This is a genomic window from Sediminibacterium sp. (assembly GCF_051861365.1).
In the GTDB taxonomy this organism is placed as follows: domain Bacteria; phylum Bacteroidota; class Bacteroidia; order Chitinophagales; family Chitinophagaceae; genus Sediminibacterium.
On the sequence record NZ_JBHYCW010000008.1, the window covers coordinates 82,529 to 98,448 of the forward strand.

Annotated in this window: 12 protein-coding genes and 1 riboswitch; of the genes, 3 read left to right on the top strand and 9 right to left on the bottom strand. The window is 38.7% G+C overall.

The genetic code is table 11. The annotated features are described in order from the left end of the window. The 9 genes from ACTIEV_RS05510 to ACTIEV_RS05550 form a co-directional block, all read right to left on the bottom strand. The gene (locus tag ACTIEV_RS05510; protein ID WP_439516228.1) at positions 1-2,886 is read right to left on the bottom strand and encodes a TonB-dependent receptor plug domain-containing protein; all 2,886 of its coding nucleotides are present in this window, start codon (positions 2,884-2,886) and stop codon (positions 1-3) included. A gap of 104 nt (positions 2,887-2,990) precedes the next feature. Then, complete coding sequence (gene cysI / locus ACTIEV_RS05515) at positions 2,991-4,661, bottom strand: assimilatory sulfite reductase (NADPH) hemoprotein subunit (RefSeq protein WP_439516229.1); 1,671 nt, start codon at positions 4,659-4,661, stop codon at positions 2,991-2,993. 32 nt (positions 4,662-4,693) lie between these two features. Continuing rightward, positions 4,694-6,379, bottom strand: coding sequence for a diflavin oxidoreductase (locus tag ACTIEV_RS05520; protein WP_439516230.1), 1,686 nt, complete (start codon positions 6,377-6,379; stop codon positions 4,694-4,696). Continuing rightward, complete coding sequence (gene cobA / locus ACTIEV_RS05525; RefSeq protein WP_439516231.1) at positions 6,363-7,217, bottom strand: uroporphyrinogen-III C-methyltransferase; 855 nt, start codon at positions 7,215-7,217, stop codon at positions 6,363-6,365. Before cobA ends, ACTIEV_RS05520 begins: the two co-directional genes overlap by 17 nt. A 69-nt stretch (positions 7,218-7,286) precedes the next feature. Continuing rightward, on the bottom strand, positions 7,287-8,198 hold the full coding sequence (gene cysK, locus ACTIEV_RS05530; RefSeq protein WP_439516232.1) for a cysteine synthase A: 912 nt from the start codon (positions 8,196-8,198) through the stop codon (positions 7,287-7,289). A 12-nt stretch (positions 8,199-8,210) separates the two neighbouring features. Beyond that, positions 8,211-9,044, bottom strand: coding sequence for a serine O-acetyltransferase (locus tag ACTIEV_RS05535; RefSeq protein WP_439516233.1), 834 nt, complete (start codon positions 9,042-9,044; stop codon positions 8,211-8,213). A gap of 1 nt (position 9,045) precedes the next feature. Next, the gene (locus ACTIEV_RS05540; RefSeq protein ID WP_439516234.1) at positions 9,046-10,287 is read right to left on the bottom strand and encodes a sulfate adenylyltransferase subunit 1; all 1,242 of its coding nucleotides are present in this window, start codon (positions 10,285-10,287) and stop codon (positions 9,046-9,048) included. An 11-nt stretch (positions 10,288-10,298) separates the two neighbouring features. After that, a complete protein-coding gene (cysD, locus tag ACTIEV_RS05545; protein WP_439516235.1) occupies positions 10,299-11,207 on the bottom strand; it encodes a sulfate adenylyltransferase subunit CysD in 909 nt (302 codons plus the stop codon). Next, positions 11,204-11,944 carry a phosphoadenylyl-sulfate reductase gene (locus ACTIEV_RS05550; protein ID WP_322195172.1) on the bottom strand — a complete coding sequence of 247 codons (741 nt, stop codon included), beginning with the start codon at positions 11,942-11,944 and terminating at the stop codon, positions 11,204-11,206. Before ACTIEV_RS05550 ends, cysD begins: the two co-directional genes overlap by 4 nt. 231 nt (positions 11,945-12,175) lie before the next feature. After that, a riboswitch (SAM riboswitch) is annotated at positions 12,176-12,288 on the bottom strand. Positions 12,289-12,433: 145 nt separating this feature from the next. On the opposite strand from ACTIEV_RS05550, the gene ACTIEV_RS05555 reads away from it, so the two are divergent. The 3 genes from ACTIEV_RS05555 (at position 12,434) to ACTIEV_RS05565 (ending at position 15,807) form a co-directional block, all read left to right on the top strand. Continuing rightward, positions 12,434-13,477, top strand: a complete 1,044-nt coding sequence (locus tag ACTIEV_RS05555; RefSeq protein WP_322195170.1) for a nucleoid-associated protein — start codon at positions 12,434-12,436, stop codon at positions 13,475-13,477. 176 nt (positions 13,478-13,653) lie between these two features. Further along, positions 13,654-14,829, top strand: coding sequence for a TlpA family protein disulfide reductase (locus ACTIEV_RS05560; protein WP_322195168.1), 1,176 nt, complete (start codon positions 13,654-13,656; stop codon positions 14,827-14,829). A 72-nt stretch (positions 14,830-14,901) separates the two neighbouring features. Further along, positions 14,902-15,807, top strand: coding sequence for a sugar phosphate isomerase/epimerase family protein (locus tag ACTIEV_RS05565; RefSeq protein WP_322195166.1), 906 nt, complete (start codon positions 14,902-14,904; stop codon positions 15,805-15,807). Positions 15,808-15,920 lie beyond the last annotated feature (113 nt).

Here is a 15,920-nt window from a genome sequence, read left to right on the forward strand (position 1 = left end):
CTATTGTGTTTTTTGTTTAAAATGAGTATCAAAACTGAGTGCTACATAATATAATGCACCAATGGTTGGTCCGGCTGCATATTGTATGTATCGATGATTAAGAATATTACTGCCTCCAATCTTTATAGTGGTTTTCAACACCGGTAACGCTTGGGTGATTTGTAAATCGATTGTACTAAAAGCAGGAATGGCTCCATTGGCCAGCGGGCTTTCCCAATTGAATTGGTCTTGCCATTTCCAAACAAGATTAAATCCGGTATGCTTGAACAAAGCCCTGTTTCTGAATGACAGATTCGAACTCCAGAGAGGCGTATTGAATCCTGTTACAAAAACATCACGTTCTTTACTTTCATTCAGGTTATTAAAAGTCACATTACCCGATACTATAAATTTCTTGTATACAGTATAAATCACACCTGCTGCAGCTCCATAATTATAATACCTGTTCTTTGCATTGGTGTATACACGATACCGTGTTTGTCTGGAACGGTTAGATGCCAGCATAGCAATGACAGCAGCATCTGAACCAACTTTCACTGTATTGTTTTCCGGTACAGCAACCTCAACCTGTCCTAAAAAACCATCATACTCATTCGCATAAGCTTCTATATCTAAGACCAAACGATTTTTGAATAACACACTTTTATATCCTACTTCAAATGAGTTAATTCTTTCAGGTCTTGTTGCAGACAAACTTGTTATCTGTAGTAAATCTCTATTTTTCAGTGCTGCATTATTAGCGGTTAGTCCTGCAGCAACATCTCTATTTACTGCCGCATTAAATGTATTGACAGAACTGAGTGTATACGAATTATCAAGATAGCCCAATCCTTCATTGATATAAGGTAAGCCGCCCACTCTTCTTACATTTCCATTATTCACGAAAGAAACAGCTTCAAATAAAGCGGGAAATCTGTATCCATTTTGAAATGCAACCCTGAAGTGATGTTGTTGAGCATGTGAATACACTAGCGCAATTCTGGGATTCAACTTCGGAGAGAATTCGGGATTATTATCCCATCTTAATGAAGTTGTTAGCTTTAGGTTTTGATCAAAAAAAGTTTTAGTTCCCTGTACAAACAATCCATACTTTGAATACGTAACAGGGTCTCCAAAAGATCCATCACTCAACGGTTTACTTCTATCTGCTAACGCTCTTGAAAAATCTACAAAATTATTACCATCCGGTATCACTTCATACAAACGATAGTCTGCACCAACTAAAAGCTGTATGAATTTAATTTTAGAACGCAAGTCCCATTGCACATCTCCATGATACATTCTGCTATGCTGTGAAAGCCATGCACCACCGGTTACCGGAGCTCCCGTTATGCCTGAATTGAGATGATCCCAATTGTTGATACCAATGATCGCCTTTTTTAATTGATCAAATGCCGCTGTTCCGGGTAATACTCTTCCGGCATCTGCAGCGGTTCTGGCACTAGACATTGCGGCAGGAAGTGAAAGACCATTGTTGAGTTGCAGTTGTAATTCATTTCTGAAACGATCTCTCCAGGCATTATTGGAAAGATGCGTTAACTCAAGATTGTCGGCCAATGGTTTTACATTATAAGAATCGCCGGTATTTTCAAGAGATACATACGCGCGTGCTGAAAGAGAACCGGATTTAAACTCCAGTTTATGATTTTGGATGGAAGTATTGTCCAGTTGTATTTTATTACCACGTTGAAAGATGCCATCCATTTGACCAAATCGATAGGTATATGATAATAAAGCTCCTTTCGAAAATTTATGATACAATGAGAGATCGAATTTGATATTCTCTACGGTTGGATTGGTGAGATCTTTCTCCCAATAACCCGTTCGGCGTACCAAAAAAGATTTATTGGGACCATTGTAGTTGATACCGGAAATGGTAACAGCATTGTTATTCTCATCGCCGTATTTATTCCAAGCATCATACGCCACATTACTGTTCCCCGATAATTCTGGATACAATGGATTGGCAGTATTCAAAGTATTGGGATTTTGATCTGTTCTTGTATTGGAATCCCAATCCGTCGCTTTGAGGTAACCGGCGTTCACTTTAAAACCCCATTTGTTTTTCCAGGTTTGCGCAAAACGAATGGCTGTTTCTGTTAAAACGGAGGGAACTCTGTCTTTTCCATCCACATGATTCACGCCTGTTTTTTGATAGATGCTCAATCCGGGATATCGAAAAGGATCCTTAGTGGTAATATTTGCCATTCCATTGATTGCATTCATACCATATAAAGCAGATGCTGCTCCCGGTGTTACTTCAACGTTTTCTACATCCAGTTCAGTGGGACCTACCGAGTTGCCCAACGACACACCTAATGTTGCTGCTTGCACATCAACGCCATCCACCAACTGAACAAAACGAAAATTATTAGGTACGTTAAAGCCTCTGGTATTCGGCACTTTGAATGTGATACTGGAAGTTGTCAGTTGAACTCCTTTTAAGTTTTCCAGTGCATCATAAAAACTTGGAGCAGCAGCTTCTTTGATAGCAGATAAACTTAACTTCTCAATACTTACTGGTGATTTCAAAATATTTTCAGGAACCCTGGAAGCAGTAACCACCACCAATCCGGCATATACATTTTGAACGTTGAGAGAAAGTGTGATGGGCTTATCAGCATTACTGATCACAAATTCCTGCGACTCATAACCGATGGAACTGATCTGTAATGTAAATGGCGGCTTCAAAGTTGTCTTAATCTGAAAGCTGCCATCATCTTTTGCTACCGTGAACGTGTTGGTTTGTTTAATACGTACAACGGCACCACTCAAAGCTGTTTCCTGTTGGGCATCTTTCAAGATTCCTGAATACGTATACAAATCCTGCGACATGACTGTCATTGAGAAAGTGAAGAAAGAAATAAATATAAATAATAATTTCATTAGTCTATTGATTTAGTAGGATATTATGTTAAAAATATTGCTATCCCGAACAACATCGACATTTACTATCCCGATAGGGATTCAGTATCCAATTTTGAAAACGACTATGACGCATGTAATACCTCCTTCAAAATAAAATCACCAAAGCGGTCACCCTTGTTACGTTGATCGGCATATTGTTGAAACAATTGATCCAATACTGCTAAAATTTCAGTCTCTCCCAACTGTTCTTTATACTTCACATTCAAACGTGTTCCTTCGCGGTCTCCGCCAATATGTAAATTATAATGCCCTGGAGAAGTACCTACTAAACCAATCTCTGCCGCATAAGGTCTTGCACAACCATTCGGACAACCGGTCATCCGCAATACAATATCTTCAGATGATAAGCCATGCTTGATCAGTAAGGGTTCTATTTTCGTAATGAGATCCGGTAAATAACGTTGTGCTTCTGCCAATGCCAATGGACAGGTAGGCAATGCCACACAGGCAATTGCGTTTTTCCGAATCGATGAAATATCTTCATCACGTTCAAGAATACCATGTTGTTCTAAAATAACTTCAATCTCGTTTTTATCCTGTGGTAAAATATCACTGATGATGACATTCTGATTACTGGTAAAACGAAAAACAGATTTACCGGTTGTTGCAATTTCCAGCAGTGCTTTTTGCAAGGGGGTCGGACCTTCATTGGTAACTCTTCCGTTTTCAACAAATAAAGTATAATGCCAACTACCTTTATAATCCTGCATCCATCCATAACGATCTTTTCGTGCAGTGAATTGATACGGTTGAATTGCTTCCAATTCAAATCCGCAACGCTTCTCCAATTCCTTACGAAAAACTTCAACACCCATATTATCCAATGTATACTTTAATCTGGCCAGTTTTCTGTCTGACCGATTTCCATAATCACGCTGAATGGTCAATACCTCATATACCGCTTTTAAAGTTTGTTCTTCACCTCTGGCAAAACCAATAACAGTAGCTAGTCTGGCATAGGTATCCGGATTACCATGTGTGGTAGACAAACCTCCACCCACTGCAATATTAAAACCGATCAATTCATTGTTTTCGATGATTGCGATAAGACCCAGGTCATTGGTCAACACATCTACATCGTTATTGGGTGGAATAGCAATACCGATCTTAAATTTTCTGGGTAAATAACGATCTTGATACAACGGATCCTGTTCATCATACTCCGCTATCTTTTCTTCATCCAGCCAGATCTCATAAAATGCCCTTGTCTTTGGCAATAACAACTTGCTGATCTTGTCTGCATAAGCATGTACCTGTTCATGAATGTCCGATTCAGCCGGATGACTGGTACAAGCTACATTTCGGTTCACATCACCACAAGCAGCAATCGAATCCAGCTGAACCTTATTGAATGATTGAAGCGTGGGTTTTATCTGATGCTTGAGAATACCATGTAATTGTATGGTTTGCCGAGTAGTGATCTTAATGATACCGGTAGAATATTGTCCGGCCACATGATGCGCTGCAATCCATTGATCTGCGGTCATGAATCCACCCGGTATCCGCAAGCGGATCATGAATGAATATAGTTTATCCAATTTTTTTGCAGCTCTTTCCTCGCGCAAGTCACGATCATCCTGTTCATACATACCATGAAACTTGATCAATGCATGATCCTGTTCACGAACAGCGCCTGTGATCTCATCTGTTAAACTCTCTTTTAATGTTCCCCGCAAACCCTCACTTTTGGTTTTGATGGATTCGATGGGTGATAATTTTTTTTCTGCAGCCATATTTGTGAATGGTGAATGGTCAATAATGAATTTTAATAGAGATCTTTTGCGTATCGTTCTTCTTTTTTCAATTTTTCTAAGTATGCAATAGCTGTTTCATGGGTGCCATCGGTGGCTTTTGCAAAAACCTGTAACAATGCTGCTTCTATTTCTTTTCCTGCCGGCTCTTTTTCACCACAGAGATAGAGACTGGCTCCGCCTTCCAACCAATGAAATAATTCAACACCTTGCTCAATGATCTTCTGTGAGAGTGTTACATAATTTTCTGCCCCATTTTTAAAAGACAAATGAATACGCGTAAGCGTCTCTGTTTCAAACCAGGCCTGCCATTCAGTTTGGTATAAAAAATCAGTCGTGAACCGGTCTTCACTAAAGAATAACCAGTTCCTTCCGATTGAGCCTGTGGCATCTCTTTCTGCTACAAAAGACCGAAAAGGTGCAATACCTGTACCCGGGCCGATCATGATGATATCTTTATCAGCAGCAGGTAAACGAAATCGCTTGTTTGGCTGAATGAAAAATTGAATACGATCTCCCTCCTGTTTACTTTCCAAAAATTGTGTACACAATCCTTTTTCTACACCGTTATCTGTTTCAAAAACATCTTGCAATACGGTGATATGTACTTCGTTGTTATGCGCAACGGGAGATGAAGCAATATTATAAATACGCGGAACGATCTGTGTCAATCCCTCAACAACTTTTAAAAATTGTTCTTTTGATGAAACAGGGTATTGTTGTAACAATGACAAAAGATCTGTTTTCTGTACATTGATCTCTTGTCCTACAGTAGTTGCATAATGCTTCACTGATTTATCTAATAAGTATCGAATATTCAGCTTTGCAATAAGTAATTCAACAATGCTGTAAGATTCGCCTTTGTAATCAATTTTTGTATCCGGAGCTACACCCGTTAAGGACAATATTTGCTGAACCAATTGCTCATCATTCTTTGGTACAATACCGATAGAATCTCCTGAAAGAAACTCAATGCCATCAGCAGCTAATTCAATATGGTATACTTTTTTAGCAGATCCTTTTGCAGTTAAATTGATGTTCGTGAGAACAGTCCCTTCATAGTATTGCTTACCTACCGTTTTTGGGGTTTCAACAGGTTTGTTAGTAACAACGGTCTTTATTGCTGTTGTATGAAGATTAGCAATCAATTGATCAAACCACGCATGTGCATCGGTTTCATAATCCAGATCACATTTTTGTAAGGGCGCAATTCTTTGTCCGCCTAAATATTCAAACTGTTTATCTACATCTTCCCCGGTCTTACAAAACAATGGATAGGCTGTATCACCCAATGCCAATACAGCATACTTCAATTGTGGTAGTTTGAATCCGTTATGATGAATATGATCATAAAACTTTTTGGCGCCAATAGGTGGTTCACCATCGCCTTGTGTACTGATCACAGTAATAAAGTATTCTTCTTTCGGTAATTCGGTGAGTTTGTATTGATCGAGTGAAGCCAACTTTACGGTGATTCCTTTTTTCTTGGCTTTCCCAGCCAGATCAGTTGCTAATTTTTTAGCATTACCTGTTTCTGTTCCATAAGCAATGGTGATCTTTTGTGTAATGCTCGAAGTATTGGTATTGGGCAAAGGATTAGCTACCAATGCGGATAAATAACCATTTACCCAAATCAATTCTTCTTTACTGAGCTGACCGATCAGTTCTGATAATACTTTGAATTTAGGCTCTGCTAACATGTCTTTTTCCCTTTACTGTTTCTTCTAATTGCGATACACGTCCTGTCAATGGTTCAAAATAGTGAGCAGTACTATCCACATTAGGTAGCCATGCAAATTGTTCATGCAATGCCACTACTTTACCAATGATGACCAAAGCAGGTGATCGAAATTTTTTGTCTTTCAGTGTATCATCATATGCATATAAGCCGGTAGTATGAATTTGTTGCAATGGCGTAGTGGCTTGTTCTATCACAGCTAATAATTTTGAAGGATCGATCTTGTATTCTGTGAACTTTTGAACAACAATGGATAAGGTTTCGCCCGACATATAAAAAACCAATGTATCATCCGTTTGTGCCAATTCTTTCCAAACATCTTCCGAAACGATATCCGATTTGTAATAGGTCAGCAAACGTACACCCACTGATAAACCTCTTGCTGTTAAAGGGATGCCCGCATAGGCTGCCGCTCCCAAAGCTGCGGTAACACCCGGAACGATCTCATAAGGTATACCATACCGTACCAATGTTTCTAATTCATCCAATACATTGGAAAAGATGCTGGTGTCCCCACCTTTTAAACGGACCACTGTCTTGTATTTTTCAGCATAAGACACCAACATTTCATTGATACTTTGTTGTGGGGTTGAGATACCACGTCTACATTGCTTGCCAACATAAATGATCATTGCTTCCTTGCGAACATATGTTTCCAAAATTTCTTTACTCACCAAACGATCTGTTAACACTACATCGGCTTCTTGTAACCAGCGCACTGTTTTCAGGGTCACCAGTTCAGGATCACCCGAACCTGCAGATGCAAGAATTACTTTGCCATAGTTTTTATTCAAACTCATTGTCTACTTTTTTAGTAGATTATTAATTGCTGAAAAAGGAGAAGCTTTACTATACTTCTCCTTCCATTATTAGAACAAGCCTTCGATGGATAAATATCTTTCCCCCGTATCATAGTTAAAGGTGAGCACTTTTGCACCGGCAGGAATTTCAGCCAGCTTTTTAGCTACTGCTGCTAAAGAAGCCCCGGAAGACACTCCTAATAAAATACCTTCTTCTTTCGCAGCATGTTGTGCAAATGCAAACGCATCATCTTTACTTACTTGAATAATACCATCCAATACGGAAGTATTTAAAATGGAAGGCACAAAACCTGCTCCAATTCCCTGCAAGGGATGTGGTGAAGGAGTACCTCCACTCAGCACCGGCGACAATTCCGGCTCAACAGCAAATACTTTTAGATGGGGGAATTTCTCTTTGAGTATTTCAGCAACACCGGTAATATGTCCACCGGTACCCACACCTGTGATAATATAATCCAATCCATCAGGAAAATCCTGTAAGATCTCTTGTGCGGTAGTAGTTCTATGTATAGCAGTATTTGCCGGGTTATCGAATTGCTGCGGCATCCAGGCGTTGGGTGTTTCCTGAACCAGCTCTGTTGCTTTTTCGATCGCACCTTTCATTCCTTTTTCCCGAGGAGTCAATACAAACTCAGCTCCATATAATGCCATCAGTCTTCTTCGCTCAATGCTCATACTTTCCGGCATTACTAAAATGATCTTATATCCTTTTACAGCAGCTACCAGTGCTAAACCAATACCCGTATTACCACTGGTAGGTTCAATGATCACACTGTCTTTATGCAGTAATCTTTTTTGTTCAGCATCTTCGATCATCGAAAGTGCAATACGGTCTTTGATACTGGAGCCTGGATTATTCTTTTCTAATTTGATCCATACTTCATGCTGATCTCCAAAAAGTTTATTGATCTTAACATGCGGAGTATTTCCAATGGTGGCCAAAATGTTATTCGCTTTCATCTTTTTTTATTTTTAGATCACAAAATTTAAAGGTTCAGGAAATGGGTCTTTGTCTTTGATGCGTATTTCACTTTTATGATACACTACAGAGTTAGGCGCCACACTATGTGTTAGCCAGATATTACCACCAATGATACTGCCGGTACCAATGATGGTTTCTCCCCCTAAAATGGTAGCGCCAGAGTAAATGATCACATCATCTTCAATGGTTGGATGTCTTTTCGTACTAGCTAATTCCTTCGAAACATTCAACGCTCCTAAGGTTACTCCTTGATAGATCTTTACCCTTTCACCAATAACGGTTGTTTCACCAATCACGATCCCCGTTCCATGATCAATGGCAAATGCCGCACCGATCATAGCTCCCGGATGAATATCGATTCCTGTTTTACTATGGGCATATTCAGAAAGTAATCTTGGTAAGGTTTTGATACCCTGATTATACAATTGATGCGACAGCCTGTAAATAGCCGTAGCATAAAATCCGGGATAAGCAATCAGAACTTCTTCAATAGACTGCGCAGCAGGATCAAAACGTAATACGGCATCAGCATCTGTCAACAACGCTTCATAAATCGCAGGTAAGGCTTCGAAAAAATTTTCGGTATGTCTTTTTACCGTTGATTCCTCTTTGATCAACTCAAAAAGTATCGCTGAAAAAGTATGCTTCAATTCGTGGTATTCATCTGATAATTTCTTTTCAGATTCGAACTTTCGCTCATAAGAACCAAATAAAAAATTGAACAGATCTTCTGTGAAGTTTTCTGCCAAAGCCTTATCCGGAAAACGATGTAAGGCTTTTCGGTTGCGCTGAAATAATTGTTGTATGAATTGTTCTTCTTTCATATTACTGTATCATGCATGCACCTACGGTTACATGACTGGTTTCATCAATCAATATAGCACCACCATTACTTCTTAATTCCTGATAAGCATCAAAAACTATTGGACTGGCTGTTTTGATCGTTGCTTGTACGATGGCATTCAACCCAATATTTTCAGGTTGATGTATTTTTTCCAAAGAGTTGACATCCAGTTGATAACTGATGTCTTTGATGACCGCACGAACCTGTTTGCTATTGATCTGCAATACATATTTATTACCGGATACCAATGGCTTTTGATCCATCCAACACAGCAAAACTTCCAGCTCATTGCTTACCTGCGGAACTGTATCAGCTTTAACGATCACATCACCGCGACTAATATCAATATCGTCTTCTAGATGCAACACTACACTTTGTGGGGCAAACGCCTCTTCTACTTCTTTGCCATTGACTTCAATGGCTGCAATTGTACTCACAATCCCTGCAGGAAGTACGGTTACGGTATCTCCCTTTTTATAAATCCCACTATTGATCTTTCCGGCATAGCCTCTATAATCATGTAAAGCATCTGTTTGAGGTCTAATTACATATTGCACAGGAAACCGTGCACGCGTAAGGTCAATATCCTGTTCCAGTGTTACTGTTTCTAATAATTCCAGTAATGAAGGCCCATCATACCAGGGAAATTGTTCGCTCTTTTCTACAATATTATCGCCATTTAAAGCGCTGATCGGAATGAACTTGACTTCTTTCAGGTTGAGTTTTTTAGCTACTTCAGCGTAGTCGATCACGATATTATTATACACATCTTGTGAGTAGTCTACCAGATCCATTTTATTGATGGCAACTACGATATGTGGAATATTCAATAAAGAAGCTATGATCGAATGTCTTCGGGTTTGTTCCACCACACCATTTCGTGCATCGACCAGAATAATGGCCAGATCTGCATTGGAAGCTCCGGTAACCATGTTACGCGTATACTGGATATGCCCCGGTGCATCTGCAATGATGAATTTACGTTTGGGCGTAGCAAAATACTTATACGCCACATCAATGGTAATACCTTGTTCACGTTCTGCCCGTAAGCCATCAGTCAGCAAAGCCAGATCGATTTCTCCGTCTTCCTTGTGTTTGCTTTGTTTTTCCAAAGCCTCCAGATGATCGATCATGATCGATTTACTATCATACAATAATCTACCAATCAAAGTTGATTTACCATCATCAACACTCCCTGCGGTTATAAATCTAAGTAAGTCCATCTTGTTGTTGTTTAGAAGTATCCATTCTTTTTTCTGTCTTCCATTGCTGCTTCACTCACTTTATCATCAATTCTTGTTTCACCCCTTTCACTGGTTTTAGTAGCAGTGATCTCGCGAATAATATCATTAATGTCTGAAGCTTCGGATTCTACTGCAGCAGTACAGGTCATATCACCTACCGTACGGTATCTCACTTTTTTGGTCACCACCACATCCGTTTCCTCTACCTGAATGAACTCCGATAAGGCAATCAGCTGATTTTCATATTGTAATACGGTGCGTTCATGTGCGAAATAAATAGAAGGTAGATCAATGTTTTCTCGTTTGATATAATTCCAGATATCCAATTCTGTCCAGTTACTGATGGGAAACACACGTACATTTTCACCTTTATGAATTCTTCCGTTATACGTATTCCATAGCTCGGGTCTTTGCAGTTTGGGATTCCATTGTCCGAATTCATCACGCACAGAAAAAATTCTTTCTTTGGCCCTTGCCTTTTCTTCATCGCGTCTCGCCCCACCTATACAAGCATCAAAGCCAAACTCTTCGATCGTATCCAGTAATGTATAGGTCTGCAACGCATTTCTACTGGCAAATTTTCCTTTGGGTTCTGTAAGTTGTCTTTTTTGAATGGTGTCTGCTACCTGACGAACAATGAGTTTTTCACCGATACGTTCTGCCAACGCATCCCGAAAATCCAATGCTTCAGGAAAATTATGACCGGTATCAATATGTACCAATGGAAAAGGAAACTTACCCGGACGAAACGCTTTGAGTGCCAGATGTACCAATGTAATAGAATCTTTTCCACCACTGAATAAGAGTGCAGGTCTTTCAAATTGTCCGGCTACTTCACGCATAATGTGAATCGCTTCCGACTCTAACTGATCTAAATAATCTAATCTGTAAACACTCATGCTTCTGTTGTTTTTGTTGATTGATGCGAATGCAATCCGCATTCTTTTTTACTGCTATCTTCCCACCACCATCGTCCTGCTCTGAAATCTTCTCCTTCTTTAACGGCCCTTGTGCAAGGTGCACAGCCGATGCTGATAAAACCCTTGTCGTGCAATGGATTGTAAGGAATGTTATGTTGATGAACATAGGTTTTTACTTCTTCGGTTGTCCATGACAACAAAGGATGATACTTGATGATCTGATTGGCTTCATCCCATTCCAGTTCTGTCAGATCCTGACGTGCAGGAGAATGTTCGGCACGTAATCCGGTGATCCATACAGATTGCCCTTGTAGCGCTTTTTTCAACGGCATTACTTTTCTGATATGACAACAGGCTGATCTCAATGCAACAGATTCATAAAATGCATTGGGACCATTCGATTCCACGTATTCACTGATCTCTGTCGCGTCGGGATAGTAAGCTTTGATGATAGTTTGATAAAACTCCAATGTCCGGCTCCAGGTACTATAGGTTTCAGGAAATAACCTTCCTGTATCCAATGTAAACAGTGATACCGTTAAATGATGACGATGAATGAGATCTGTGATCACCTGATCTTCATAACTAAAACTGGTAGAAAAGGTAACGGCATTGGGATAGTTGCGCAACAGAATACTGATGGATTCAGCAATGCTGCGATCTTTGATCTCTTGCGCTAACTGCGCCACAATATGGCTATTAAAAATTTCTGACATAATGATACAATGAATAAAAGGCGGGCAATCGGGATACAAACGGATGGATCAACAGACACAACAACAACAGATCTGCTTTCGATACAAGCAGCTGTTGCTTGATAAGGTTATATGGTATTGATTCATGTTCATATTGTCACTGCATCATCTGTTACATCCATAAAAAAGGCACTTCCGATGCTCAGTCAGAGGTGCCTTATATAGTTACAGTTGCTGTATATAAAAACTTCTGACTTATCTCTCCCGATATTTATCGGGATGGATTTGGCACCTTTTTCCACCTGAGACGGAAGTGGTTGCCAAGGCTTCATAGGGCCAATTCCCTCTGCCTTTCTGGATAAGTGATGTAAAGAACGCAAGGCAAATATAAGGGCAATTTTTTATTTCCTACAAATTTGGTAGACTTTTTTGTAAAAGAATTGTAAAATCATTTTCCGTATGCTCGTTAGTTTTTTTCTTGCTCACACAAGAGAACCTTTATTTTGCAGCATGACCAATATTAACGACGTTCAACTGGAGCAAGTGATCATTCACAAAGTCGGGAACCCTACACGTGGCGAAGAGCTGAAATTATCCACCAACCCACTAACCCTGAATGATGAGATCGTAAGAGGAATGCTGACTAAATATTTTTTATCACCCTTCAATGAACATGAACAATACCAGTTCACACACTTAAGCAGTTTAGAACTGAATGAGGTTTATCAATATGTTACCGGCATCTTTGACGATACGAAAAGCTTTGTTGCGCAATCTGCCCTACTTGCTTCTTTTCTTTACAATAAAAGCACACATGCCAGGGTAAAAGAGGTTGAATTGTATATAGCCCGATTTAGTCAGGTCCCATTTGGAACAGAATATGTGGATGCCATTGGTTTATTCAAAAGTGAAACAAAAGAAACCTTTTTAAAAGTGTTCCCACACGGACAAAGCTGGGAAGTAATAGCAGAAGATGGTGTGAACATCAATAAACTGGATAAGGGCTGTCTGATCTTCAAAAAAAATAGAGAAGAGGGATATGTCGTATGTGTAGTAGATAACACGAATAAACAGGATACGCAATATTGGGTGAATGATTTTTTACAAGTGACCAGAACATCGAATAGTTATCACCATACAGATGCTGCTCTGGGTATGTGTAAACTATTCATCAGCAATGAGCTGAATGAAAAATTTGAAGTGAATAAAGCTGATCAGATCGACTATTTGAACAAAAGCATTGAATACTTCAGTACCAAAGAGTCTTTTGATCTGAATGAATTTGCCACTGAGGTCTTACACCACCCTGAAGTAATCGATAGTTTTACTCAATACAAACAACAATATGAAGTGGCGAGACAAGTAAACATTGAAGACACTTTTGACATTCATTTAGCTGCAGTCAAAAAACAACAACGCGTTTTCAAGAGTGTATTAAAACTAGACAAGAACTTTCACATTTATATTCATGGCAGAAGAGACCTGATTGAAAAGGGGTATGATGAAATGAGTGGGAAGCATTTTTACAAGATCTTTTTTGATGAGGAGAGCTGAGGAAGCTCCAAGCTGCAGGCTACAAGCTACAAGTGAAACTATAGTCTTTATAATTAATCACTTCGAAATTGGGGGTGTCTCCTATAATTAAAGAAGAAGGAGATTTTTGAAATTTTGAATATATTACATCTAAGAATAATGCATCCGTATTCAATAATCCTAAATTATTCTTGTGCATGAAAAAAATTCTATCTCTATTTACGCTTGCCTGTATAACAACCCTATTCTTGACGAAATGCAAAGACAAGCTGATAAATAATTATTCTAGACCTGTCGTACTAAATTTTTATCTGAACAAAGCAAGCTTTTCATATCTCTCAAATAAAACAGTATATCTGCAGAACAGTAAGACGAGAATCGTCATTGACTCACTTAAAATTTCATCTAATAAAAGCAAATTCTTAATTGACCCATCTATTCATGACCTTTCTTTACCCTACCTGATTTTTTATTACGACAGTGTATATAATGTTAATACGGGACAAAGTGTTAAGTTAGAAAGGGTTTTAGGATACCATAACCCTTTTTACAAAAGAGTGTTTTCGACTAGCTTTTATATAGAGTCAGGAATGAATGCGCTTTATTTTTATATCTATGCTTTAGATACTAAACTAGGAAAAAGAGTTCTACCAGATGAATTCGTTGACTTGTCAACCGCACATAAATCCCTGAGTCCTCAAAATGATATTGCTCTTAAAAACATTACTCTTTCACATACAAAAAACAAGCTTGATTCAGCATATCATTTCAAATACAATAAAAAAATTATCCGGAAATACCCATACTCATTTTTTTTATTAGAACAACTTTATCTGTTAAAAGAAAACTTTAGCAAAGAAGAAATAACAACACTTTTATCCTTTTTTGATGATAGTATAAAAGATAAAACGCTATACCAGTTAATCAGGGGTTATATTAATAATATAGAATCATACGATCAGGTATTCCCTTTCTCAATTAATCTTGAAAATTCAAATAAAATAATTAAAGAAATAGGAGTAGAAAAAGCTAAATATCATCTAATTATTTTTTGGGCATGGTGGTGTAAGCCTTGTCGAGAAGAAATACCTTCTTTAAAGCAGTTATATAGTCAGAAAAAAAATATCGGCTTAAATATTTATAGCGTTTCTACTGATCAAGAGAAAAATAAATGGCGAGAGGCATTAATACAAGAAAAAATGCCTTGGGAACAATTTATTGTGGATCAAGACTCCTACGCACAATTAATGTCGATATATGATCTTACACTAATCCCTAAATCGTATCTCTTTGACAGCTCGTACAAACTTATCAGATCATTTTCAGGTTTTGATACTAAATCTTTTCAAGAGTTAGTAGCTATTTTGAAATAGTAATAGATCTATCAGCTATCCATCTATACCCTTGAAGAAAACAGCTTATATTTATTCTACAAAAGTTTCAACATGAACGCTACTAGAAGATCCTTTCTGAAAACAAGCAGTTTTGCTGCAGCAGCTATTGCTTTATTTCCTAAATCCTTATTAACATCCGGGAATGCCAAAATGCTGACAGGTGTTCAGTTGTATTCTGTGCGTGAGGCTATGCGCAAAGATCCTCTAGCCACTTTGAAAGCCTTGTCTGATATGGGCTACCGTTATGTAGAACATGCCAACTATGTCAACAGAAAATTTTACGGATACACTGCAAAAGAATTCAAAAAAGTGCTGGCTGATCTCGGTATGCAAATGCCCAGCGGACATACCGTTATGGGTAAACAACACTGGGATGCAGGTAAAAAAGAATTCACAGATCTCTGGAAATATACAGTAGAAGATGCCGCTGAAGTTGGACAAGAACTCGTGATCAGTCCATGGTTAGATGCCGATCTTCGCAAAACACTGGATGAAATGCTTGCTTATATGGAAGTCTTCAATAAAAGCGGAGAACTTTGTAAAGCTGCCGGTATGCGTTTCGGTTATCATAACCATGATTTTGAATTTACTGCCAAACTCAATGGCATGACCGTTTATGATATCATCTTAAAAAATACAGACCCCTCTTTAGTAGTACAGCAATTAGATATGGGTAACCTCTACCATACCGGGGTCAATGCATTGGAAATCGTACACAATAATCCCGGACGATTTGTATCGGTACATGTAAAAGATGAAATTCAAAAAGCAGATGGTAAATCTTTTGAAAGTACCATTCTGGGTAAAGGTGTAGCCAATACCAAAGCGATCACTGATCTCTGCAAATCAAAGGGCGGTACTTTACATTTTATCATTGAACAAGAAGCCTATCAAGGTGTAGATCCTATTGAGTGTGTAAAGCAGGATTTGGCAGTGATGAGAGAGTGGGGATATTGAGCGGCGAGCTACGAGCTATGAGCTTCATGCTGCAAGCTACAAGCTGCAAGTTTTGTTGCAATGCTCAATACATACTCAGCAATATCTATCCGCGCAAATCATAAAAATCATAA

Coding starts and splice junctions, on each gene's coding strand:
- cysD (WP_439516235.1), bottom strand. CDS start 11,207: ATGAGTGTTTACAGATTAGATTATTTAGATCAGTTAGAGTCGGAAGCG.
- cysK (WP_439516232.1), bottom strand. CDS start 8,198: ATGAAAGCGAATAACATTTTGGCCACCATTGGAAATACTCCGCATGTT.
- ACTIEV_RS05540 (WP_439516234.1), bottom strand. CDS start 10,287: ATGGACTTACTTAGATTTATAACCGCAGGGAGTGTTGATGATGGTAAA.
- ACTIEV_RS05565 (WP_322195166.1), top strand. CDS start 14,902: ATGAACGCTACTAGAAGATCCTTTCTGAAAACAAGCAGTTTTGCTGCA.
- ACTIEV_RS05555 (WP_322195170.1), top strand. CDS start 12,434: ATGACCAATATTAACGACGTTCAACTGGAGCAAGTGATCATTCACAAA.
- ACTIEV_RS05520 (WP_439516230.1), bottom strand. CDS start 6,379: ATGTTAGCAGAGCCTAAATTCAAAGTATTATCAGAACTGATCGGTCAG.
- ACTIEV_RS05535 (WP_439516233.1), bottom strand. CDS start 9,044: ATGAAAGAAGAACAATTCATACAACAATTATTTCAGCGCAACCGAAAA.
- cobA (WP_439516231.1), bottom strand. CDS start 7,217: ATGAGTTTGAATAAAAACTATGGCAAAGTAATTCTTGCATCTGCAGGT.
- ACTIEV_RS05560 (WP_322195168.1), top strand. CDS start 13,654: ATGAAAAAAATTCTATCTCTATTTACGCTTGCCTGTATAACAACCCTA.
- ACTIEV_RS05510 (WP_439516228.1), bottom strand. CDS start 2,886: ATGAAATTATTATTTATATTTATTTCTTTCTTCACTTTCTCAATGACA.
- ACTIEV_RS05550 (WP_322195172.1), bottom strand. CDS start 11,944: ATGTCAGAAATTTTTAATAGCCATATTGTGGCGCAGTTAGCGCAAGAG.
- cysI (WP_439516229.1), bottom strand. CDS start 4,661: ATGGCTGCAGAAAAAAAATTATCACCCATCGAATCCATCAAAACCAAA.